This is a genomic window from Acidipropionibacterium thoenii DSM 20276 (genome assembly GCF_000423445.1).
In the GTDB taxonomy this organism is placed as follows: Bacteria; Actinomycetota; Actinomycetes; order Propionibacteriales; family Propionibacteriaceae; genus Acidipropionibacterium; species Acidipropionibacterium thoenii.
Map to the genome: position 1 here is coordinate 1 of NZ_AUHZ01000007.1, position 21,976 is coordinate 21,976.

Genomic DNA, 21,976 nt, shown 5'->3' on the forward strand with positions numbered 1-21,976 from the left:
CCTCGGCATCGTCGAGCAAGAGGATTGTGTATGCGACGGTGGATCTGAATGTGCGTGCGGGTGCGGGTACCGGGTATGCCAAGGTGGGTCGGATGGTCAGGGGTGCTTATGTGGGCACTCGGGGTGCGTCGGTCAATGGTTGGACCCCGGTGAACTTCCAGGGCAGGTCGGCGTGGGTCTACTCGTCCCTGATCTCCACCACCAAGCCCAAGGTGGCGTCCAAGCCGGCGGCATCCACGGCTCCCGGCTCCGGTGGGACGCCTGAGTCCAGCGTGCTCGTCTATGCCACGGTCGATCTGAATGTGCGTGCGGGTGCGGGTACCGGGTACGCCAAGGTGGGTCGGATGGTCAAGGGCGCTCATGTGGGCACCCGGGGTGCGTCGGTCAATGGTTGGACCCCGGTGAACTTCCAGGGCAGGTCGGCCTGGATCTACTCGTCCCTGATCTCCACCACCAAGCCCAAGGTCTCGGCCTCGACGGGCAGCTCTGCCGGAAACGGCAGCTCCTCCACCCCGCGAAGCTACTCCGCAGTACCTGGCAAGGGGGGCGTCGATCCCTGGGGGTTCTACTGGGGCCAGTGCGTCTCCTACGTGGCCTGGCAGGTGCGCCTCAACACCTCCTACCCGGATTACCAGAATGTCTACAAGGGAGTCCACTTCGGTAACGCCAGCAACTGGGCCTCGGCAGCCCGCAGTCTGGGAATCACGGTGAACACCACGCCGACTGTGGGATCGGTCGCCTGGCGCCAGAGTGGTTCTGCCGGGCACGTGGCCTACGTCACCGCCGTCCATGCCAATGGCACCATCGACGTCTCCGAGTACAACTTCAAGGTGTCGGAGGGCTACGACACCCGCAGCAACGTCAATTGGCGAAGCGGGGGCTCCAGCGGCTTCGATGCCTTCATCCACTTCTGAGAGGTCCCCACACCGAGGCGCAGGCCCGATGTGCCGCCACTTCACCGCAGCCGTGCTGGACGATGCGATGAGCGACCCGGATCATGGCCGCCGCAGCCGACGCCACGGTGAGCAGGCGGAACGGGGACTCAGCGAATGGACTCGTCCAGGGTGATGGTGAGGGCCGCAGCGGCCTGGCGTGCGCGCTGACGGGCCTGATCGATGTCAGCCCCCCGAGCGAGTGCGACGCCGACTCGTCTGCGTCCGGCCACCGAGGGCTTGCCGAACAGGCGCAACTGGGCAGTCGGCACCGACAGGGCGGCGTCGACACCGGCGAACCGGGGGACGCCGTCGCCCTCGGCCAGCACTGCGCATGAGGCCGCGGCAGGCTCCTCGGGGCCACCGATCCGGCGGGCGTCCCCGGCCGACAGCCCCAGAATGGCACGGGCGTGCAGGGCGAACTCGGAGAGATCCTGGGAGATCAGGGTCACCATGCCGGTGTCGTGCGGGCGAGGGCTGACCTCGGAGAAGAGCACGTGATCGCCGACCACGAACAGTTCGACGCCGAAGAGTCCCCAGCCTCCCAGCGCCTCGGTGATCCGACCGGCGACATCCCGGGCCTGGTCCAGGGCCGCCTCTGACACGGCGGCGGGTTGCCAGGACTCGCGGTAGTCCCCCTCTACCTGGATGTGGCCGACCGGGTCGAGGAAGGAGGTACCGCCGGCGTGGCGCACGGTGAGCAGCGTGATCTCGGAGTCGAAGTCAACGAATCCCTCGACGATGCAGCGTCCGCCCCCGGCGCGGCCACCGTCCTGGGCGTTGGACCAGGCTGTCTCGACGTCGTCGGGGGAGTGCAGCACCGACTGGCCGTGACCCGATGAGGACATCACCGGCTTGACGACGCAGGGGAAGCCGAGCAGCCGGGCGGCATCTGCCAGTTCGGACCGGGAGTCGACGAAGCGGTAGGGGGAGGTCGGCAGGCCGAGCTCCTCGGCTGCCAGCCGTCGGATCCCCTCGCGGTTCATGGTGAGCTGGGTGGCACGGGCGGTCGGCACGATCTGGACTCCGGCCTGCTCCACCTCGGCGAGGACCTGGGTGGCGATGGCCTCGACCTCCGGGACCACGACATCGGGGCGCTCCTGCCCGATGACATCGCGCAGGGCCTGTGGATCGAGCATGTCGACCACGTGGGCGCGGTGAGCGACCTGCATGGCCGGGGCGTGCGGGTACCGGTCCACGGCGATCACCTCGGCCCCCAGCCGCTGCAGTTCGATGGCCACTTCCTTGCCCAACTCGCCGGACCCCAGCAGCATGACGCGGGTGGCGCCGTCGGTGAGAGGGGTACCGAGGGTTCCAGGTGTACGGGTCACGGCCACATCCAACCACGTCACGGCCCCTGGCAGAGCCCTTCCCGGACTGGCCCGGGTGCCCCGCACGCCGCGTGAGTCGTCCCATTGCCAGCACCAGCCGACCGGAGCTGAGAGATGACGACGCCGGGATGCTCCCCGCGATGGACACGGCAGGGCGGTCACCGACTGCAGAGCAGCCGATCGCCGGAATCTCGAAGCGGTGGTGTCATCGGGATGACCCGCGAGTACCGAGTGGGGCGTGTGGGGCTCGAACCCACGACCCAGGGATTATGAGTCCCCTGCTCTGACCGGCTGAGCTAACGCCCCGGGCGGCCCTGGAGCCGCGGGCAGCACTCTAGCGGGTACCCGTTGAGGCCCGCCGATCGGCCAGCAGGGCCGTGATGGTCCGACCCACGGCGCTGTCGTCGTGATCGCCGATGACCTGGTAGCCACGACTCAGCAGTTGCGGATGTGCGTTGGCCACGGCGTACGGGTGACCGACCAGGTCGAGCATCGAGATGTCGTTGGGCATGTCCCCGAAGGCTGCGGCATCGGCCGGGTCGACATCCAGGTCGGCGCAGACCCTCGCCAGCGCGGCACCTTTGGAGACGCCGGCTGAGCTGACCTCCAGGATGCCGTCGGGGCCGCTGAATGAGTAGGTGGTGGTCGCACGGTCACCGATGACCGGTGCCAGCCTGCGATAGAGCTCCTCGCTGGGCACTCCCCAGCCGCGGATGAGCAGTTTCACCACGGATCGTTGCTGGCCGATCAGGTCGGCCACCGGGGCCACCAGATCGGGGCGGCCCTTCTCGAAAGACCTCTCGAAGCCCTCCTGCAGTCCCCAGTGGCGGGCCTCCTCGGCGCAGAACAGCGCCGAGGGCAGCACCTGGCAGACGTCGGCGACGATGTCGGTGAGCACCTGGTGATCGATGGCCTGCTGGTGGAGAATCTCGCCGGTGTGGGAGTCGATGCTGACCGCTCCGTTGAAGGCCAGCACGATGGGGTCGGCATCGGCGAGCTGGCTGAGCACGTCCAGCCAGCGATAGGGCCGGCCGGTGGCGAAGACGATGTGGACCCCGGCGGCCGCGGCCGCCCGCACGGCTGCAAGGTTGGCGGCCGAGGGGGTCTTGTCGCTGCTCAGGAAGGTCTGGTCCAGGTCGGAGGCGATCAGTTCGACACTGTGCATGGTCACAGCTTGGTGTTGGTGGTCGGCGTGGGAGTGGCGCTGCCGCTGGACCCTGAGCCGCCCGGCGACTGCATGGTCGGGGGAGTGCTCTGAGTCGGATTCTGGGGCGAACCCGAATCCGAGGGAGTCGGCGTGGCAGGCTGCGAGCCCGAGGGAGTGGGGGAGGCCGAGTTCGGGGACGGGGAGCCCGATCCCGAGGATGGCGAGCTCGGGGATCCCGATCCGCCGCCGGATCCGGATGCCGAGGTCGGCACCGGGGGCGGAGGGGGACTGGGCGGCACATTCTGGAACAGCAGGACCGCGATGAGCAGGCCCAGTGCCGCGATCATCAGGATCAGCAACCAGGCGATCCCGACGCTCGACCAGCCGGCCCGATCGCCGCGACCGGGCCAGGGCAGCGGCCAGGTCCGCGAGGTCCCGGTGGTGGTGCGATCGGCCCAGTGCAGCCGGTAGCCGGGTCCCGAGGGGTCGCCGATCTCACTGGTCGTCGACAGGTCCACCGCCTGCAGGATGCGCAGCGCCTCGGCGGGGGCTGCCGGTGTCCCGTCGTTGATGAGCGCCACCCAGGGGGCCAGCGGGAGCTGTTCGGGACTGTCCGGGTCGTCGTCCTCGGATCTGAACAGATACCCCAGCCGGCCCTGATCCTGTCCCTGTCCGCCGCGCGCCACCACCGTCTCGGTGTGGAGATGGTTCACCTCTCCGCTCAGTCGGTCGCGGGCGGCCGCGTCGGCAGCAGCGCCCTCGGACAGCAGGATGAGCAGCACCGGGGTGTTGGCCTCGTCGTGGCCGATGAAGGTCACCCCGGCGGTGGTCGCCAGAAGTCGGGAGTCGAGCCAGAAGTCCCCCACCCGGGGTGGATCGGAGGCCAACAGCGGGGAGGGCATGGGCGCACCCGGGCCCGTCACGGGTGGGCCACCGGGGGATTGGGCATCTGACATCGCCTCCATCTCATCACATCGGTGGTGAACCCGTTGAGGTTGTCATGATGCCCTGCCGGGATATCCCGAGGTGGCAGCCCTCGTCACAGCCTGTCGTTAAGGTGGCACGGTATCGTGGCGAGCACCGCGGAACGGCTCATCGCACGGGTCGAGGCAGGAGCAACGAGTGAGCACAGCAGGCATGCAGCCGGGTGGGTACCAGTCATCGGGCCAGCAGGGATCCTGGCCCTCCCCCCAGGGCCAGCCCCCGCAGCACCCCGGCGACCAGGGGCAGGCACCTCAGCCCCAGTCCGCCCCGCTCCAGCCCGGGCGCTCCCCATCGGCGCAGTCCTATCCCGCTCCGACCCGCAGCCAGCCCCCCTCGGTTCCCCAGCATGCTCAGCAGGCTCCCGGACCCTGGCCCGCCCAGCCCGTCACCCCGGCCCAGGCGTCGCAGCCCGGCCGGCCGGCCCAGCGCAGCGAGATGCAGTTGTCGGGAGGCCAGAACATCGGCACCGGCAATGCCGGGGCCGCGATGACCAATGAACAGGCCGCCACACTGGTCGGTGAGGCGATCGGCCAGGTGCAGCACGTGATCGTCGGCCAGGAGCACATGGTCGAGCAGATGATGGTCGGCGTGCTCGCCAAGGGTCACATCCTGCTGGAGGGCGTGCCCGGCGTCGCCAAGACGCTGGCCGTGCGCTCCTTCGCCACGGTGCTGGGAGGAGACTTCTCCCGAGTGCAGTTCACCCCCGACCTGGTGCCCTCCGACATCGTCGGAACCCGGATCTACTCGGCCTCCAAGGAGAGCTTCGACATCGAGCTCGGCCCGGTCTTCGTCAACTTCGTGCTCGCCGATGAGATCAACCGCGCTCCCGCCAAGGTGCAGTCGGCGATGCTGGAACTGATGGCCGAGAAGCAGGTGTCGATCGCCGGGCAGACCTTCCCCGCTCCGGCCCCGTTCAGCGTCTTCGCGACCCAGAACCCGGTCGAGTCGGAGGGCGTCTACCCCCTTCCGGAGGCCCAGCGCGACCGCTTCCTGCTCAAGATCGACGTGCCCTACCCGCGTGGCAACGAGGAGTTCGAGATCCTGCGCCGGATGAGCGTGCGCACTCCCGAACCCGAGGTGGTGCTCACTCCCGCCAAGGTCATCGAGCTGCAGGAGATGGCCTCCAATGTCTTCGTCCACAATCTGGTGGCCGAGTACGTGGTGCGTCTGGTGCTGGCCACCCGCACCCCGGCCGACTTCGGGATGCCGGATCTGGAGTCGGTGATCCAGATCGGTTGCTCCCCGCGTGCCACCCTCGGCCTGGTGGCCGCGGCACGGGCCCTGGCATTGATCCACGGCCGCGACTACGTGCTGCCGACCGACGTGCAGGCGGTGGCCAAGGACGTCATGTGCCATCGGCTGGTGCTCGGCTTCGACGCCATCGCCGACAACATCGAGACCTCCCAGGTCATCGAGCGGATCCTGGCGATGGTGCCCCCGCCCACACCGGTGTGGAATGCCCAGCAGCGTTCCGAGGCCCATCTGTCGCACCGTCACCAGCCCGAGTACCGCGACTGAGGGCGCCGATGACATCGCGTCCCACATTCGGCCCGCCACAGCCATCCTGGTCCCGCTCCACCCCCGAGGTCCGGCAGTCCGGCCAGGCGGTGGCCGAGACCGTTCTCCACCCGCCGACCGGGGCCACCCTGCCGCTCAGCCAGCTGGCCCCCGAGGCGGCGCTGCGGCGTCTCGAGCTGACCGTGGTGCGGCGCCTGGAGGGGTTCCTGCACGGCGACCACATCGGCCTGCTGCCCGGGGCCGGCAGCGACATCAATGACGCCCGGCTCTACCAGCCCGGCCAGGACGATGTCCGGCGGATGGACTGGGCGGTCACCGCCCGGACCACCGAACCACACGTCCGCGACACCATCGCCGACCGGGAGCTGGAGGTCTGGGCGCTGCTGGATGTCACCCCCTCGATGAACTGGGGCACCCAGGGGATGACCAAGCGCGATCTGGGAATCGCCGGGATCGCTACCATCGGCTTCCTGTCCCAGCGGATGGGTGACCGCTTCGGCGGCCTGGTGATGCGCCAGGACTCGATCCGAAGGATCCCGGCACGCAGTGGGCGGACGGCCCTCTACGCCCTGCTGCGCAGCATGCTCACCGAACCCATCGTCCCCGACAATGCTCCTGGGGACATCACCCTGGCGGCGGGCATCGAGCAGCTCAATCGCACCGAGCGGCGTCGCGGGATGAGGGTCGTGGTGTCGGACTTCCTCACCCCGGGAGACCATGAGCTGGACTCCTCGGTGGCCCCGGACTGGGAGCGGGCGCTGCGCCGGCTGTCGGTGCGCAACCAGGTGCTGTGCATCGAGGTGATCGACGCCGCCGAGACCGACTTCCCCGACATGGGGGAGATCCTCATCCGGGACCCGGAGAACGACTTCGCCCGCTACGTCAACACCTCCGATCCGGCCGCCAAGGAACGGATGGACGCCGCCTCGGCCGCCCAGCGCGCCCGGATCGCCACCGCCATCCGACGTGCCGGAGCCGGCCACATCCAGCTGCGCACCGACTCGGACTGGGTCACCGACATCGCTCGTTTCGTGCTCGGTTACCGTCGGGTCGCCTCGATGCTCCACCAGCCGCCCCAGGGGGTGGCCAAGTGACCTCCGCGTTGATCCTGCTGGTGCTCGGTCTGCCCCAGGTGATGGAACCGGCACGGCTGTGGGCCCTGCTGGCGATCCCGGCCCTGGTGCTGATGTACCTGTGGGCTCTCCAACATCGCAGCCGTTCGGGGATCCGGTTCACCAATACCGGCATCCTGGGAGCGGTACTGCGGCCCCAGTCCCAGTGGAAGCGACATGTCGCGGTCGCCATGGCGTTGTGCTCGCTGGCTGCGGTGAGCTTCGCATGGGCCCGTCCGATGGGCATCGAGAGGGTGCCCAGGGAGCGGGCCACCATCGTGGTGGCCATCGACAACTCGCTGTCGATGAGCGCCACCGACGTCGACCCCAATCGGTTGGCTGCCGCCAAGACGCAGGCCGCCAGTTTCATCGACAGCCTGCCGGCAGGGTTCAACGTGTCGGTGGTCACCGTCTCGGCGAACCCGCGGGTGGTGATGCCCGCCTCCACCGATCGGTCCACCACCAAGCGGGCCATCTCGGCCATCGGGACCGAGCAGGGCACCGCGATCGGTGACGCCATCACGCTGAGTCTGCAGGCCATCAAGCAGGCTCCCGGAGGCGGTGCCCAGGGGCAGGTCCCAGCGGCCGTCGTGCTGCTGTCCGACGGCGGCAACACCGACGGTTCGGACCCGATGAACGCCGCCAACGCGGCAGCTGCCGCGAAGGTGCCGGTCTACACCATCGCCTTCGGCACCCAGACCGGCTTTGTCGACGTCGACGGGGCCCGGGAGCGGGTGGCACCCGATACCAGGCTTCTCGGCCAGATCGCCGAGCGGACCAGGGCCAAGGCGTGGACGGCCGAGTCGGCAGGGGATCTCAAGGAGGTCTACCAGGACGTGCACCGCTCGGTCGGGTACGAGGAGGTCAAGAAGGAGATCACCTCCCGCTGGGCCTTCTACTCCCTGGGATTCGCGATCGTGGCGGGTCTGGGCGTGGTCTCGATGGCGACGAGGTGGCCGTGATGACTGATCTGCTTGTTCCCCTGACCAGCATGCTGATCGAGCCGACGTTGCTGGTCCAGTTCCAGCGACCGAGCCGGCTGTGGTGGCTGCTGGTGCCGTTGGCGGTGCTGCTGGGATATGTCGGTCTGAGCGCCCGCCGTACCCCGGTGCGCCGGGCGAGCCGGGTCGACCTGCGCCGGATCCTGCCCCGGGACAAGGCCTGGAAGCGCCACCTGGCGGTGCTCTGCTCGGTGGCCTCGATGGCCTCCCTGGTGGTCGCCTTCGCCCAGCCGCAGGCCTACCGTGAGGTGCCGCGGGACCGGGCCACCGTGGTCATCACGATGGACGTCTCGCGGTCGATGATCGCCACCGATGTGGAACCCTCGCGACTGTCGGCGGCCAAGTCGGCGGCCAGGTCCTTCCTCACCGAGATCCCCGAGCGGTTCAACGTCGCCCTGGTGAAGTTCGCCGCCAGCGCCCAGCTGGTCGTGCCCCCCACCACCGACCGGGCGGCCGTCTCCAGCGCCATCGAGAATCTCGAGGTACTTCCGTCCACCGCCATCGGCGAGGGGATCTACGCCTCACTGGACGCTCTCAAGCTGGCCCCTGATGATCCCTCCCATCCCGGTACCAAGCCGCCTGCGGCGATCGTGCTGCTGTCTGACGGGGCCACCAACGTCGGGCGTCCCTCCCTGCCGGCGGCTCAGCAGGCCAGGAAGCAGAACGTCCCGATCTACACCATCGCCTACGGCACTGCCGGTGGCTACGTCTACGAGCAGGGACGCCGCCAGCCGGTTCCGGTGAACCATCACGAGCTGGCCGCGATCGCCAAGGCATCCGGTGGTGAGAAGTTCTCCGCCGAATCACTGGGCGAGCTCACCAATGTCTACAAATCGATCGCCAAGGCGGTGGGCAGCGAGAAGGTCTACACCGAGGCCACCGACCGCTACGTCGGCTACGGGCTGCTGCTGGCGGTGCTGGCCGGCCTGGGAGTCATCTCACTGGCTGCTCGATGGCCCTGATCGGAGGGGTGGACCTGCGCCGGCGGTGGGACCTCGACGGTGGCGGCGCCGGGCAGGACCCGGCCGGGGCCGGTTGTGGTTGAGTTGAGGCCATGACCTCCATCGCTGAGAACCTGGCCGCCGTGCGATCCCGGATCGACGCCGCCTGCCGGCGGGCCGGGCGCGATCCCTCCGAGGTGAGTCTGCTTCCGGTCAGCAAGACCCACCCCTCTGATGCGGTGCTGCAGGCCGTGGCGGCCGGATACTCCCGGTTCGGGGAGAACCGGGTCCGGGAGGCGGTCGGCAAGTGGCAGGAGCTGCACGAGGCCCATCCGGAGATCGGCTGGGTGATCATCGGCCACCTGCAGACCAACAAGGCACGCGACGTGGCCCGGTTCGCCACCGAGGTCTCCAGCCTCGACTCCCTCAAACTGGCCCGTGAACTGGCCAGGAGACTGGACCACGAGGGGCGGCGTCTCGACGTTCTCATCGAGGTCAACTCCTCGGGTGAGCCGCAGAAGTCCGGGATTGCTCCCGAGGAGGCGCCCGAACTGGCCCGCCAGCTGTCGACCTTCGACACCCTCAATGTCAAGGGTCTGATGACCGTGGCGGTGAACTCGCCGGATCGCAGCCAGGTGGCCGGCTGCTTCCAACGGATGCAGGATCTGCAGGCCAGGCTGCGCCAGGAGGCCGGCGGGACCAGCCCCTGGAATGAGTTGTCGATGGGGATGTCAGGAGACTTCGAGGAGGCCATCGCCCACGGCGCGACGGTGGTCCGGGTGGGCACAGCGATCTTCGGCGCCCGCGACTACCGGTAGATTCCCGGCCGACTCGCCGTGGGGGCTTGAAGGCCACGGCGGCGACGGGGCACACTGGGGCTTGTTCGTCCTACCGGATGCCATTTGCTGGGGAAGGCACGTGGATCAAGGGGAGGACGGCCGTGAACAATTTCTCACACGTTGCGAGTGGGATGCTCTTCATCCACTCGGCACCGACGGCGCTGCGCAGCCACATCGAGTGGTCGGCGGCCGCCGCCGTCAGCCTGCCTGGAGCACTCGCCTGGGAGCACCAGCCGGTCGAGGCCGGCTCGTGGTGCCTGGAGACATCCTGGCGAGGTGAGCGTGCCAGGGCCACCGAACTGGTCTCCACGCTGGCCAGCTGGGGACGGGTGCGTTTCGAGCTCACCATTGATGCCGCCGCCGAGGGGCTCGACGCCGGTCTGGGTCATCGCTGGAGCGTCACCCCGTCGCTCGGGGTCTTCTCCGCGGACACCAGTGCGATCGGTGATGTGATGATTGACGAGAACCGGCTGCGACGTGCGATGGTCGAGGCACGCCGTGAGGGCACCGATCTGCAGGCCGAGATGGCCGATCTGCTGGGGGAGCCCTGGGATGTGGAGCTGGAGGCCTATCGAGCCCGGGACCCCGAGCTGGACGTCAGCTGGCTGTCGAGCCAGGTGGGGTGAGCCCCGGTCATCGCGGCGCCGCGATGACCGGGCGGCCGGATCAGCGGGTCGCGTTGGCGTTGGTGAACGCCAGGGTGACGTTGTGTCCGCCGAACCCGAAGGAGTTGTTGAGGGCTGCAAGATCCCCGTCGGGCAGCGCGGTGGTCTTGCGCACCACGTTGATCGGAAGGTCCTCCTCGAGATGCTCGATGTTGATGGTGCCGGGCACCTGGCGCCTGAGCAGCGCCATCACCGAGGCGAAGGTCTCCAGGGCCCCGGCGCCACCCAGCAGGTGGCCGGTCATCGACTTGGTGCCGTTGACCAGCACCTGGTCTGCGGCGGCGCCCAGAGTGGTGCGGATCGAGTGGGCCTCGGCAAGGTCTCCCTGCGGGGTCGAGGTGGCGTGGGCATTGACATGGTTGATGTCGGTCGGCGACAGGTCGGCGGCCACCAACGCCTTGTGCATCGCCGAGGCCTGCCCGGCACCGGTCGGGTCGGGCTGGACCAGGTCGTGGGAGTCCGCCGAGATGCCGGCTCCGGCCAGCGTCCCGTAGATCCTCGCGCCGCGCGCCCGGGCGTGCTCGATGGTCTCGATGACCAGCACCGCGGCACCCTCGCCCAGCACGAAGCCGTCGCGATCGGCGTCCCACGGCCGTGACGCGTGCTCGGGGTCGTCATTGCGCTTGGACAGTGCCTGCATCTGGGAGAAGGCGGCCACCGGCAGCGGGTGGATGACCGCCTCGGTGCCCCCGACCACCGCGATGTCGGCCCGACCCAGGTGGATCTGGTCCAGGCCCAGCGAGATGGCCTCCGAGGAGGAGGCGCAGGCCGAGACCGGGGTGTGGACCCCGGCCTTGGCGTTGACCAGCAGTCCGACGTTGGCGGCCGGAGCGTTGGCCATCAGCATCGGGATGGTGAAGGGGCTGACCCGTCGGAAACCGCGGTCCTTCTGGATGTCCCACTGGCCCAGCAGGGAGTGCAGACCGCCGATCCCGGTGGCGCAGCACACCACCAGCCGCTCCGGGTCGATGCCGTTGTCGACCGGCTCGCCGTCGGCGTCATGCGGCAGCTCCAGGCCGGCATCGGCCCAGGCCTCCTCGGCCGCGACGATCGCCAGCTGGGAGCTGCGGTCCATCCGGCGGGCCTTGGGGTGAGGGATGTGATTGGTGGGATCGTCCACCGCCTCGGCGGCGAAGTGCACCGGAAGGTCGGCCGCCCAGTCCTCGGTGAGGGTGTGGACGCCGTTGCGGCCGGCCACCAGCCCCTCCCAGGTGGTGGGGGCGTCGCCGCCGAGCGGGGTGGTGGCTCCGAAGCCGGTGATGACGACGTCACTCATGTATCTCTCCTGATGGTGAATCGGGCCTGATGATGCGGTGGGCCCGGGACCGGACGGGCCGGGAGGAACTGAGCCGGATGGTCTGGGGCTCAGGCCTGTGCGGCGTTGATGAAGTCGATGGCGTCGCCGACGGTCTTCAGGTCCTTGGACTTGTCGTCGGGGATCTCGATGCCGAACCTCTCCTCGCAGGCGTAGACGATCTCGACCATCGACAGGGAGTCGACGTCCAGGTCGTCGATGAAGGACTTCTCGGGGGTCACCTCGGCCTGGTCGACGCCGGTGATGTCGTTGACGATGTCGGCGATGTCGGCGAGGGTCTTGGTGTTGTCAGCCATGATGGGATTCCTTTTCCGGTGAGCGGGTATTTCTGAATGGATTGAGTGGGAAGTAGGGGGACTGAACCTCAGGGGATGACGATGACCTGGCCGGCGAAGACCAGCCCGGCACCGAATCCGATGATGAGGGCCAGATCGCCGCTGTGGATCTCGCCGCGGTCCAGCATCCGGTCGATGGCGATCGGGATGGAGGCTGCCGAGGTGTTCCCCATGTCGGCGATGTCGCGGCACACGGTGACCGAGTCGGGCAGCTTGAGGTGGCGCACCAGGGCGTCGGTGATGCGGTCATTGGCCTGATGGGGGATGAAGACGTCCAGATCGGCCGGGCTGATCCCGGCCCTGGCGATGGCCTCGGAGGCCTTGGCGGTGACCGTGGTCATCGCCCACTTGTAGACCGCGCGGCCATCCATCGCGATGAGCGGATGGTTCAGCTCGGGGTGGGAGGCCACCTCGGTCCAGTCCTCGATCTCGATGGTCTCGACCTTGTCGGAGGCCGTTCCCCAGACCGCCGGGCCGACGCCGACGGTCGAGGAGGGACCGACCACGGCAGCCCCGGCTCCGTCGGAGAAGAGGAAGGCGGTGCCGCGGTCGGCGAGGTTGATCATCTCCGACAACTTCTCGACGCCGATCACCAGCACCCGCGTGGCCGCACCGCTGCGGATCAGCGAGTCGGCCAGCGTCAGGGAGTAGCAGAAACCGGCGCAGGCTGCGTTGACGTCGAAGGCCGCTGCGCTGAAGGCACCCAGATCATGGGCCACATAGGCGGCCAACGAGGGGGAGGGGCGGTGGTGGGAGACGGTCGCGCAGATCACCGCGTCGACCTGGTCGCCGGTCAGATCCAGCTTCGTCAGAGCCCTGCGGCCGGCTTCTGCGGCCATCGAGCGCGGCGTCTCCTCGGCGGTGGCCCACCGTCGCGAGGTGATGCCGGTGCGCTGCTCGATCCACTCCGGTGTGGAGTCGATCATGGTGCACATCTCCTGGTTGGAGACGACACGGGAACCACGCACATGGCCGGTGGCCAGGATGGTGGAGCTGGCGGCCCCCTGCTCCTGGCTGATTGCTGGACGGGTGGACGACGTCATCAGACCTCCGCGGTCTTGGTTGAGTGCTTCTCGACGAATGCCCGGGCATCGGCGAGCTGATCGGGTGTGTTGAGGTTGAACAACTCGACACCCTTGAGATTGCGTTTGGCGATACCGGTGAGGGTTCCCGCCGGAGTCAGCTCCATGATCCCGGTGACGCCGCGCTCGGCCATCGTGGCCATGCACAGGTCCCAGCGCACCGGATGAGCGACCTGGTGGACCAGCCGGTCGGCGAAGGCGCGGCCCTCGGTGACCACCTCGCCATCCAGGTCCGACAACAGGGCAGTGCTGGGGGTGCCGGTCGGCATCGCGGCGGCGACCTCGGCCAGGTGGCGCACCGCAGGCTCCATGTGGGCGGTGTGGAAGGCTCCGGCCACCGACAGCGGGAACAGCCGGGTGCGGGCCGGCGGGCGCTCGGCGAAGGCGGCCAGTTGCTCGACCGTGCCGCCGGCGACGATCTGTCCCTTGCCGTTGTAGTTGGCGGGGGTGAGTCCGGCGGCGTCGATGGCCGCCAGCACATCCTCCTGCACACCACCGATGACAGCAGTCATCGAGGTGCTGGTGAGGGCGGCGGCCTCGGCCATCGCCCGACCGCGCTCGCGAACCAGCACCATCGCCGCCTCGGGGGAGAAGGCCCCAGCCCCGGCCCCGGCGGCGATCTCGCCGACCGAGTGGCCGGCCAGCAGGTCGGCGCGGGAGAACAGGTCCTCGGCGACCGCCCAGCCGGTGGCCAGCGAGGAGGCGACCAGCAGCGGCTGGGCCACCGCGGTGTCCTTGATGGTGGCCTGGTCGGAGACCGTGCCGTGGGCCGACAGATCGATGTCGGCAACGGCCGACAGCCACGCCAGATGGGCAGCGAAGGAGGAGTCCTCCAGCCAGGCGGACAGCAGCCCGGGTTTCTGAGCACCCTGGCCGGGCGCGACGATTGCTAGCACATCCCCACTCTTGCCGATCGGCGCGGACGGCGCGAGGGCCACGGGCACGAAATACCGCCGAGGTGATTTGTGGGGATCCGACAACAGCCGCCGCACCGGCCCCGCTCCCGGGGCCCGTTGTCGCCCGCTGCCCGCCGGGGTTCCCGGCTGGCCGGCGGTGCGAGCACCTCAGGCTGCGGCGTCGCGTTCGGCACGCACCCTCAGGGTCTCGGCGATGACATCGCATACCGGGGTGTCGACGCCGACCTCGTCGCCGAGGCCCGGCAGTGCCCCCATCTGGGCCTCCAGCTCGCTGGGGCGTCCTGCGGTGATGTCGCGCTGGAAGGATGTCGTGGAGGCCGGGTCCTGACTGCTCAGGAAGGCCAGCGTCTGGTCGACGATGTCGCCGGGGAAGTCGGCGCCGTGAGCCCGTCCCACCGCCACGGCCTCCTGTATGCAGCGCCGGAAGATCGCCAGATGGCGGCCGAGGAGTTCGCCCAGCGGTGCATCCAGCAGGGCGCCAACGGCCCCCTCGGGGACCACGTGGATCACCTTGGTCCACAGTGCGGTCCAGATGTCGCCGGTGTCGACGGTGTCCACCCCGGCGTCCCGCAGGGCCTGTCGGAATGCCGTCAGGGTGGGTGTGATGCTGTTGTCCCAGGTGCCCACCACCAGGCTCTGGGGGCCGCCCATCAGGTCGATGACGCCCGGCTCGGCGATCTTCGTCCAGACCCGGCACAGACCGGGGCCGACATGCTCCCGGCCGATCGCGTCGGCCAGCACGAAGGGCGCCTGCAGACCGTTCTGGGTGGTGACGACCAGGGTGTCGGGGCCCACCAGGGCCGGCAGATAGCTGGCGGCGGCGTCGGCGACCTGGAAGGTCTTGGTGCACATCAGCACGACGTCGACCGGGCCCACCTCGGTGGGGTCGTCGGTGGCCTGGACCGCGAGGGTGAGGTCCTCGGTCCCGGTCACCCGCAGGCCGTTGGTGGTGAGGGCGGAGAGGGTGGCACCCCGGGCGATGAAGACGACGTCCTGACCGGATGCCGCCAGTCGGGCACCGTAGAACCCTCCGATGGCGCCTGCTCCGATGACTGCGATGCGCATCACTGCTGATCCTTCCCACCCGCGGCGATGACCGCGGCACTGACCGAAGCCCGCGCGTCCGTGCGAGTGGCCGGCAGCATCGGCAGACCCATCGACGTCAGTGTCCGTTGCATGCCGGCACCGACGTGGGTGGCGACCACCGCGTCGACTCCGTGGTCACGCAGGAAGGTGACGATCCTGGCGTGGTGGGAGCCCTCACTGCCCAGGTCGTGCAGCCGGTCCCAGTCCACCTGGAAGGTGTCCCACTGCTGGATCGTGCCATCGTCGTCCACCTGGGCGACGGCCACCATCGGGGCCTTGCCGAATCGTGGTTCCACTGTGGCGTCCGGGCGGACCGGGATCATGAGGTTCATGACGCCAGCCTATTTCCCCCGGTCGATCTCCCGCTGTGGCTGGTGCTCATCGGCCCGGTTGCCGTGGTGGCTGTGACCCGAGCTCTCAGGACGGCCCGCCGCGCCCTGACCGGCCAACCGCCCCAGGGTGATCGCCAGGTGGAGCAGATAGGCCTCCCGCGGGGTCGAGGGGGAGTATCCGGAGACGTCCTGGACCCGCTTGAGCCGGTACCGGACGGTGTTGGGGTGGATGTACATCGCCCGGCCGGTGCCCTCGACCGAGCAGCCGTGGTCCAGGAAGGAGACGGTGGTGTCCAGCAGATCGCCGGTGGCATCGGCCAGCGGACGGTAGACCTGCTCGACGAGCCATGAGATCGCCTCCTGGTCTCCCGACAACGCCCGCTCGGGCAGCAGATCCATCGCCGAGAGCACGGCCGGACCCTCCGGCCAGGCCGGTGCGGCGGCAGCACCGGAGAGGGCGGCTCGCGCCGAGGAGGGGGCATCGACCATGTCCTGGACCACCGGGCCCACCACCACGGCGCCCTGGCCCAGATGTTCGGCCATCGATCCGGCTGCCGCCAGGGCGGCGGCGTCATCGGCCACCGCATCCCCCGACAGCACCGCGACGACCTTGTCGCTCTGCACCGCCGCCAGAACCGACAACCCCAGTCGCTCGCCGGCATGCCGCAGGGTCGCCAGGGACTGGGACCTCCGGTAGGGGCCCACCAGCACGCACAGTCTGCTGCCGGGCCGCCAGCCCAGCGTGGAGGCCCGGGAGATCAGCTGGCCGGCGTCGGTGTCGGCCCGCACGATGGCGTCGACCACCAGGGACTCCAGCCGCTCGTCCCAGGTGCCGCGCTGTTCGGCGGCCCTGGCGTAGACCTCGGCGGCGGCGAAGGCCACCTCCCGGGAGTAGTGCACGATCGCCTCGGCGAGTACCTGGCGATCCCCGCGCGGCATCGCGGAGATCTGCTCCTCGACCACGTCGATGGTGGTGCGCACCAGGTCGACGGTCTGGTGCAGGGAGATCTTACGGGTCATCGAGCGCGGAGCCACGTCGAAGACGTCGGTGGGCGAGTACGGCTCGGCCTCGTCGTCGGCGAACCATCGGACGAAACCGTCGATGCCGCTGCGCGCCACGATTGAGATCCAGGAACGGTCATCGGCCGACAGGGCGCGGAACCAGGAGTGTCGGGCCGTCATCTCGGTGAGCGTCGCGGTGGTCATCGTCGAGGTGCGCGAGGCCAGCCTCTTGGCCATGGCCCGTCGGGTACGGTCGGAGGCGACGATGGTCCGCCCGGTACTAGACATGCCAGCCCTACGGGCCTCCTCGTTGGCGTGCGAACTCCGTGGTGCCACGGGCATCTCCCATCTGCTGTCGGCTTCGAGCCTAGCGAGAACATTCGCACCGGGGCCGTGAATTCTGTGGCGTTCAGGTCCACAATGTCTGATGTCATGCCGACCGGAGACCACGGTCCCGCGTCACCGTCGATGAGAAAGGACCCGGCGTGATCCCACGCGAAGAACCCGGCCCTGTGCTGAACGGCCTGCCCACCACCCTGCCCGACATCGATCCCGAGGAGACCCGGGAGTGGCTCGACTCGCTGGACGCGATGGTCGAGGCCACCGGTGAGAACCGCGCCCGCACGGTGCTGCTGAAGATGCTGGAGCATGCCCGAAGCCGCAGCAAACTCGATGTCTCCGCGTTGACCTCCACCGACTACATCAACACCATCTCCGCCGCCGATGAGGCACCTTTCCCCGGCGACGAGAGGCTCGAGCACCAGATCCGTCGACTGCTGCGCTGGAATGCCGCGATCACCGTCCAGCGGGCTCAGCGTCCGGGCATCGGGGTCGGCGGCCACATCTCCACCTACGCGTCCGCCGTCACCCTCTACGAGGTCGGCATGAACCACTTCTGGCGCGGCCAGGACGCCCCCGGCGGCGGGGACCAGGTCTTCTTCCAGGGTCATGCCGCGCCGGGAATGTACGCCCGGGCCTTCCTGGAGGGCAGGCTGAGCGAGGCCGACCTCGACGGTTTCCGTCAGGAGAAGTCGGCGGCCCCGCACGGGCTGCCCTCCTACCCCCACCCCAGGATGTTGCCGACGTTCTGGCAGTTCCCCACCGTCTCGATGGGGCTCGGCCCGATGGACGCCATCTACCAGGCATCCTTCAACAAGTACCTGACCAACCGAGGCGTCAAGGACTGCTCCGACCAGCACGTCTGGGCCTTCCTCGGCGACGGCGAGATGGACGAGCCGGAGTCCCGCGGATTCCTCCAGGTCGCCGCCAATGAGCAGCTGGACAACCTGACCTTCGTCATCAACTGCAATCTGCAGCGCCTCGACGGCCCGGTGCGCGGCAACGGCAAGATCGTCCAGGAGCTGGAGTCCACCTTCCGCGGTGCCGGTTGGAATGTCATCAAGGTGATCTGGGGGTCCGGTTGGGATCCGCTGCTGGACGCCGACTCCGAGGGCGCCCTGGTCGATCTGATGAACAACACCCGCGACGGCGACTACCAGACGTTCAAGGCCAATGACGGCGACTACGTCCGCCGGGAGTTCTTCGGCCGGGACCCGCGCACCGAGGCGATGGTCAAGCAGTGGTCCGATGACAAGATCTGGGGGCTGCGGCGCGGTGGCCACGACTACCGCAAGATGTACACCGCCTACAAGGCGGCCGTGGACACCAAGGGAGCGCCCACGGTGGTTCTGGCCTGCACCATCAAGGGCTACGACCTCGGCTCCCACTTCGCCGGTCGCAATGCCACCCATCAGATGAAGAAGCTGACCGTCGAGGATCTCAAGGCCTTCCGCGACCGGCTCGACATCCCGATCCCCGATTCTGCGCTGGAGAATGATCCCTACCGGGCCCCCTACTTCAACCCCGGCCCCGGAGACGAGCGGATCGACTATCTGCTGGAGAGGCGTCGTGCGCTCGGCGGTTTCGTGCCCGAGCGGCGCAGCGCGCACAAGGCCCTGCCGCTGCCGGCGGCAAGCCGCTACGACGGCGTCAAGAGGGGCTCGGGAAAGCAGCAGGTGGCCACCACGATGGCCTTCGTGCGGCTGCTGAAGGACCTGATGCGAGACAAGGACTTCGCCCCCCGGGTGGTGCCGATCATCCCCGATGAGGCGCGCACCTTCGGGATGGACTCGTTCTTCCCGACCATCAAGATCTACAACCCGCACGGCCAGAACTACACCCCGGTCGACCACGAGCTGATGCTCAGTTACCGGGAGGCCCGTAACGGTCAGATCCTCCACACCGGGATCAACGAGGCCGGTTCCGCGGCCGCCTTCATGGCCGCCGGCAGCGCCTACTCCACCCAGGGCGTGGCGATGGTGCCGGTCTACATGTTCTACTCGATGTTCGGCTTCCAGCGCACCGGCGACTCCTTCTGGGCCGCCGGGGACCAGTTGGTCCGCGGGTTCATCCTCGGTGCCACCGCCGGCCGCACCACTCTGACCGGCGAGGGCACCCAGCACATGGACGGCCAGTCCCCGGTGCTGGCCGCCACCAACCCTGCGGTGGTGAGCTACGACCCGGCCTACTCCTATGAGATCGCCCACATCGTGGAGTCCGGACTGAACCGGATGTACGGCCCGGCAGACGAATCGGTGATCTACTACCTCACCGTCTACAACGAGCCGATCGTCCAGCCCGCCGAACCCGAGGATGTGGACGCCGAGGGGATCGTCAAGGGGATGCATCTGGTGCACCCCGGCTCCTTCGAGGGGGTCAACTCCGACGCCAGGCGGGCTCAGATCCTGGCCTCGGGGGTGGCGGTGCCGTGGGCCCTGGAGGCCCAGGAGCTGCTCAAGTCCGACTTCGGGATCGTCGCCGATGTCTGGAGCGTCACCTCCTGGACCGAGCTGCGCCGGGATGCGATGGCGGCCGACGAGCAGGCCTTCCTGCACCCCGAGAAGGGCTCTCGCACCCCCTACCTGGTCTCTCGGCTGGCCGATGCCCCTGGCCCGGTGGTCGCTGTCAGCGATTACATGCGTCAGGTCCCCGATCAGATCGCCCAGTGGGTGCCAGGCGACTACGGCTCCCTCGGGGCCGACGGGTTCGGCTTCTCCGACACCAGGGCCGCCGCCCGCAGGTTCTTCCACATCGACGGGCCCTCCATCGCGGTGAAGGTGCTCCAGATGCTGGCGGCCCGCAACGAGGTGCCCGCCGAGTGGGCCCGGGATGCCGCGCAGAAGTACGACCTGCTCGACGTCACCGCAGGTGCCTCGGGCAATGCCGGAGGGGACGCCTGAGAGAGGCCGACGGGGCGCCCCTCCGGTAGGCGTGATCTACTGGACGGGCCCCCGCCTTGGCCCCGGAGGCCATGATCTGGCAGGCTGAGGGTCACAGTGTTACGCCGCTACGGCGGCGAGAGGATCGGGGAGCTGAGGAAAGTCGTGGAAACCGCTACTGACTTCGACAAACTCGGGTTGCATCGCGGTCAGGTCGTCCAGGAACTGGGCTGGGACGACGATGCCGACGAGAACCTGCGCCAGCAGGTGATGGATACCGTCGACGGCGATCTCATCGAGGACGCCGACGACGCCGTGGACGTGGTCTGGCTGTGGCTGCGTGGAGACGACGGTGACGTCGCCGACGGCTTGGTGGACGCCATTCGCGACCTGTCAGATGACGGCTTCGTGATCCTGCTCACCCCCAAGGTCGGCCGACCCGGAACGGTGGATCCCTCCGACCTGTCGGAGGGGGCGGCCACCGCCGGCATGGTGCTCACCTCCACCCACAACGTCTCCGACGACTGGCAGGCCCACAAGGTGGTCCGGCCGAAGGGTTCCCGCCGCTGAGACGGGGCGGACACCCTGGTCGACCGGCTGCCGCCCGTGTCCCATTCCAGCTGTCAGCGGTGGCGGGATGTATAGGCTGGAGCCATGTCCCTCAGCAGCTACGTCGCCGCCCCAGACCGCTACCACCAGATGAGCTACCGGCGGTGCGGTGCCTCGGGGCTGATGCTCCCAGAGGTGTCATTGGGACTGTGGCAGAACTTCGGCGACCTGCATCCTGGCGGCACCCAGCGCGCCGTGCTGCGCGAGGCCTTCGATCGCGGGGTGACCCATTTCGACCTGGCCAACAACTACGGACCTCCCTACGGGCAGGCCGAACTGAACTTCGGCCGGATCTTCGCCGCCGATTTCAAGCCCTATCGTGACGAGCTCATCATCTCCTCGAAGGCCGGCTATGACATGTGGCCCGGGCCCTATGGCGAGGGTGGATCGAGGAAGTACCTCATCGCCTCGTGCGACCAGTCGCTGAAACGGATGGGGCTGGACTACGTCGACATCTTCTACTCCCACCGGTTCGATCCCGACACCCCGCTGGAGGAGACCATCGGGGCCCTGGACCAGATCGTGCGCTCGGGCCGGGCGCTGTACGCCGGGATCTCCTCCTACGACCCGGAGCAGACCACGAGGGCGGCTGCCATCGCCGATCGGCTCGGGACCCCGATCCTGATCCACCAGCCGCGCTACAACATGTTCGACCGCTGGATCGAGGACGGCCTGGTCGACACCTGCGAGCAGCAGGGGATGGGCATCATCTGCTTCTCCCCGCTGGCCCAGGGACTGCTCACCTCCAAGTACCTGCACGGTATCCCGGAGGGATCACGGGCCGGGATGGGATCGCGCTCGCTGGCCCCCGACCAGATCGACCGCTCCACCCTGGAGACCGTCGCCGCCCTCACCGAGGTCGCCAAGGACCGCGACCAGACCCTGGCGCAGATGGCGATCGCCTGGATCCTGCGCGATCCGAGGATCACCAGTGTGCTGGTCGGCGCCTCCTCGATCACCCAGCTGGACTCCGATATCGACGCCCTCAACACGAACCCGTTCACCGAGGAGGAGCTCGTGCGCATCGAGACCGTGCTGGCCGAACGCCGCTGACATTCCAGGGGACCGGCCCGACGGCGCGACGCCCGGGCCAGATCCCCATCGTCTATCCACTCATTGACCTATTCAGGAGATATCCCCATGGGAGCCATCAAGACTCAGCTGAAGTCCGACCTGGTCGCGGCCATGAAGGCCCACGACGAGGTCGGCAAGGCCACCATCAGGATGGCGGTCTCCGCCATCCAATCCGCCGAGGTTGCCGGTGACCAGGCTCGCGAGCTGTCGGCCGACGAGGAGCTGGCCGTGCTCGCCAAGCAGGTCTCGAGTCGACGGGACTCGGCCGCCGCCTACCGTGAGGGAGGACGCGAGGAGCTGGCCGCCAACGAGGAGGCCGAGATCGCGGTGCTCGAGAAGTACCTGCCCGCCGAGCTCACCGTCGAGGAGGTCACCGCCATCGTCACCGAGGAGGTGGCCGCGGCGGCCGGCGGTGCCGAGCCCACCATGAAGCTGATGGGTCCGGTGATGAAGGCCGTCCAGGCTCGCACCAAGGGCCGCTTCGACGGCAAGGAGACCTCGAGGATCGTGAGGTCCGCACTGAGCTGACAGCCGGC

Annotated in this window: 20 protein-coding genes, 1 tRNA gene and 1 pseudogene; 11 read left to right on the top strand and 11 right to left on the bottom strand. The window is 68.7% G+C overall.

Annotation, left to right across the window (positions count from 1 at the left end; genetic code table 11):
• A partial coding sequence (locus G554_RS14200) for a CHAP domain-containing protein (protein WP_036924230.1) occupies window positions 1–914 on the top strand: 914 nt, incomplete at its 5' end.
• A gap of 128 nt (window positions 915–1,042) precedes the next feature.
• On the opposite strand, the gene purT is transcribed toward G554_RS14200, so the two are convergent.
• The 4 genes from purT to G554_RS0102300 all read right to left on the bottom strand — a co-directional run bounded on the left by purT (window position 1,043) and on the right by G554_RS0102300 (window position 4,312).
• On the bottom strand, window positions 1,043–2,263 hold the full coding sequence (purT, locus tag G554_RS0102285; RefSeq protein WP_036924232.1) for a formate-dependent phosphoribosylglycinamide formyltransferase: 1,221 nt from the start codon (window positions 2,261–2,263) through the stop codon (window positions 1,043–1,045).
• 232 nt (window positions 2,264–2,495) lie between these two features.
• Window positions 2,496–2,569, bottom strand: a tRNA-Ile gene (locus G554_RS0102290).
• A gap of 28 nt (window positions 2,570–2,597) precedes the next feature.
• Entirely contained in the window at window positions 2,598–3,428 is an 831-nt protein-coding gene (locus G554_RS0102295) for an HAD hydrolase family protein (RefSeq protein WP_027586637.1), read from the bottom strand.
• Window positions 3,429–3,430: 2 nt separating this feature from the next.
• Window positions 3,431–4,312 carry a hypothetical protein gene (locus G554_RS0102300; protein ID WP_036924234.1) on the bottom strand — a complete coding sequence of 294 codons (882 nt, stop codon included), beginning with the start codon at window positions 4,310–4,312 and terminating at the stop codon, window positions 3,431–3,433.
• Window positions 4,313–4,829: 517 nt separating this feature from the next.
• Between G554_RS0102300 and G554_RS0102305 the strand changes: the two genes are divergently transcribed.
• The 6 genes from G554_RS0102305 to G554_RS0102330 all read left to right on the top strand — a co-directional run bounded on the left by G554_RS0102305 (window position 4,830) and on the right by G554_RS0102330 (window position 10,431).
• Window positions 4,830–5,912 carry an AAA family ATPase gene (locus tag G554_RS0102305; protein WP_027586639.1) on the top strand — a complete coding sequence of 361 codons (1,083 nt, stop codon included), beginning with the start codon at window positions 4,830–4,832 and terminating at the stop codon, window positions 5,910–5,912.
• Window positions 5,913–5,920: 8 nt separating this feature from the next.
• A complete protein-coding gene (locus tag G554_RS0102310) occupies window positions 5,921–7,006 on the top strand; it encodes a DUF58 domain-containing protein (protein WP_084648247.1) in 1,086 nt (361 codons plus the stop codon).
• Window positions 7,007–7,014: 8 nt separating this feature from the next.
• On the top strand, window positions 7,015–7,986 hold the full coding sequence (locus G554_RS0102315) for a VWA domain-containing protein (protein WP_154654152.1): 972 nt from the start codon (window positions 7,015–7,017) through the stop codon (window positions 7,984–7,986).
• A 29-nt stretch (window positions 7,987–8,015) separates the two neighbouring features.
• Window positions 8,016–8,987 (top strand): VWA domain-containing protein, encoded by a 972-nt coding sequence (locus tag G554_RS0102320; protein ID WP_036924265.1) that lies wholly within the window; start codon window positions 8,016–8,018, stop codon window positions 8,985–8,987.
• 92 nt (window positions 8,988–9,079) lie between these two features.
• Window positions 9,080–9,784, top strand: coding sequence for a YggS family pyridoxal phosphate-dependent enzyme (locus G554_RS0102325; protein WP_027586643.1), 705 nt, complete (start codon window positions 9,080–9,082; stop codon window positions 9,782–9,784).
• A 77-nt stretch (window positions 9,785–9,861) separates the two neighbouring features.
• The gene (locus tag G554_RS0102330; protein WP_051232233.1) at window positions 9,862–10,431 is read left to right on the top strand and encodes a DUF3145 family protein; all 570 of its coding nucleotides are present in this window, start codon (window positions 9,862–9,864) and stop codon (window positions 10,429–10,431) included.
• Window positions 10,432–10,471: 40 nt separating this feature from the next.
• Here the strand turns inward: G554_RS0102330 and G554_RS0102335 are convergent, their stop codons facing one another.
• From G554_RS0102335 to G554_RS14205, 7 genes and pseudogenes are all read right to left on the bottom strand, one after another.
• Entirely contained in the window at window positions 10,472–11,746 is a 1,275-nt protein-coding gene (locus tag G554_RS0102335; RefSeq protein ID WP_027586645.1) for a beta-ketoacyl-[acyl-carrier-protein] synthase family protein, read from the bottom strand.
• 89 nt (window positions 11,747–11,835) lie between these two features.
• Window positions 11,836–12,081 (bottom strand): acyl carrier protein, encoded by a 246-nt coding sequence (locus tag G554_RS0102340; RefSeq protein ID WP_027586646.1) that lies wholly within the window; start codon window positions 12,079–12,081, stop codon window positions 11,836–11,838.
• A 68-nt stretch (window positions 12,082–12,149) separates the two neighbouring features.
• Window positions 12,150–13,163: a beta-ketoacyl-ACP synthase III gene (locus G554_RS0102345; protein WP_027586647.1), complete on the bottom strand. Its 1,014-nt coding sequence runs from the start codon at window positions 13,161–13,163 to the stop codon at window positions 12,150–12,152.
• Window positions 13,163–14,053, bottom strand: a complete 891-nt coding sequence (locus G554_RS0102350) for an ACP S-malonyltransferase (protein WP_425393328.1) — start codon at window positions 14,051–14,053, stop codon at window positions 13,163–13,165. The genes G554_RS0102345 and G554_RS0102350 overlap by 1 nt, the downstream gene beginning before the upstream one ends.
• A 213-nt stretch (window positions 14,054–14,266) precedes the next feature.
• Window positions 14,267–15,184, bottom strand: a complete 918-nt coding sequence (locus tag G554_RS0102355; RefSeq protein WP_027586649.1) for a 2-dehydropantoate 2-reductase — start codon at window positions 15,182–15,184, stop codon at window positions 14,267–14,269.
• Entirely contained in the window at window positions 15,184–15,537 is a 354-nt protein-coding gene (locus G554_RS0102360) for a NifB/NifX family molybdenum-iron cluster-binding protein (RefSeq protein ID WP_027586650.1), read from the bottom strand. Before G554_RS0102360 ends, G554_RS0102355 begins: the two co-directional genes overlap by 1 nt.
• Window positions 15,538–15,651: 114 nt before the next feature.
• A pseudogene (locus G554_RS14205) lies at window positions 15,652–16,776 on the bottom strand (PucR family transcriptional regulator); the annotation flags it as partial.
• 248 nt (window positions 16,777–17,024) lie between these two features.
• Here G554_RS14205 and aceE point away from each other — a divergent pair.
• The 4 genes from aceE to G554_RS0102385 all read left to right on the top strand — a co-directional run bounded on the left by aceE (window position 17,025) and on the right by G554_RS0102385 (window position 21,968).
• Window positions 17,025–19,778, top strand: coding sequence for a pyruvate dehydrogenase (acetyl-transferring), homodimeric type (gene aceE / locus G554_RS0102370; protein WP_027586651.1), 2,754 nt, complete (start codon window positions 17,025–17,027; stop codon window positions 19,776–19,778).
• A gap of 144 nt (window positions 19,779–19,922) precedes the next feature.
• On the top strand, window positions 19,923–20,327 hold the full coding sequence (locus G554_RS0102375; protein ID WP_051232235.1) for a DUF3052 domain-containing protein: 405 nt from the start codon (window positions 19,923–19,925) through the stop codon (window positions 20,325–20,327).
• Window positions 20,328–20,411: 84 nt separating this feature from the next.
• Entirely contained in the window at window positions 20,412–21,419 is a 1,008-nt protein-coding gene (gene mgrA / locus G554_RS0102380; protein WP_027586653.1) for an L-glyceraldehyde 3-phosphate reductase, read from the top strand.
• Between the two features lie 87 nt (window positions 21,420–21,506).
• Window positions 21,507–21,968 (top strand): GatB/YqeY domain-containing protein, encoded by a 462-nt coding sequence (locus tag G554_RS0102385; RefSeq protein WP_027586654.1) that lies wholly within the window; start codon window positions 21,507–21,509, stop codon window positions 21,966–21,968.
• Window positions 21,969–21,976: the final 8 nt, after the last annotated feature.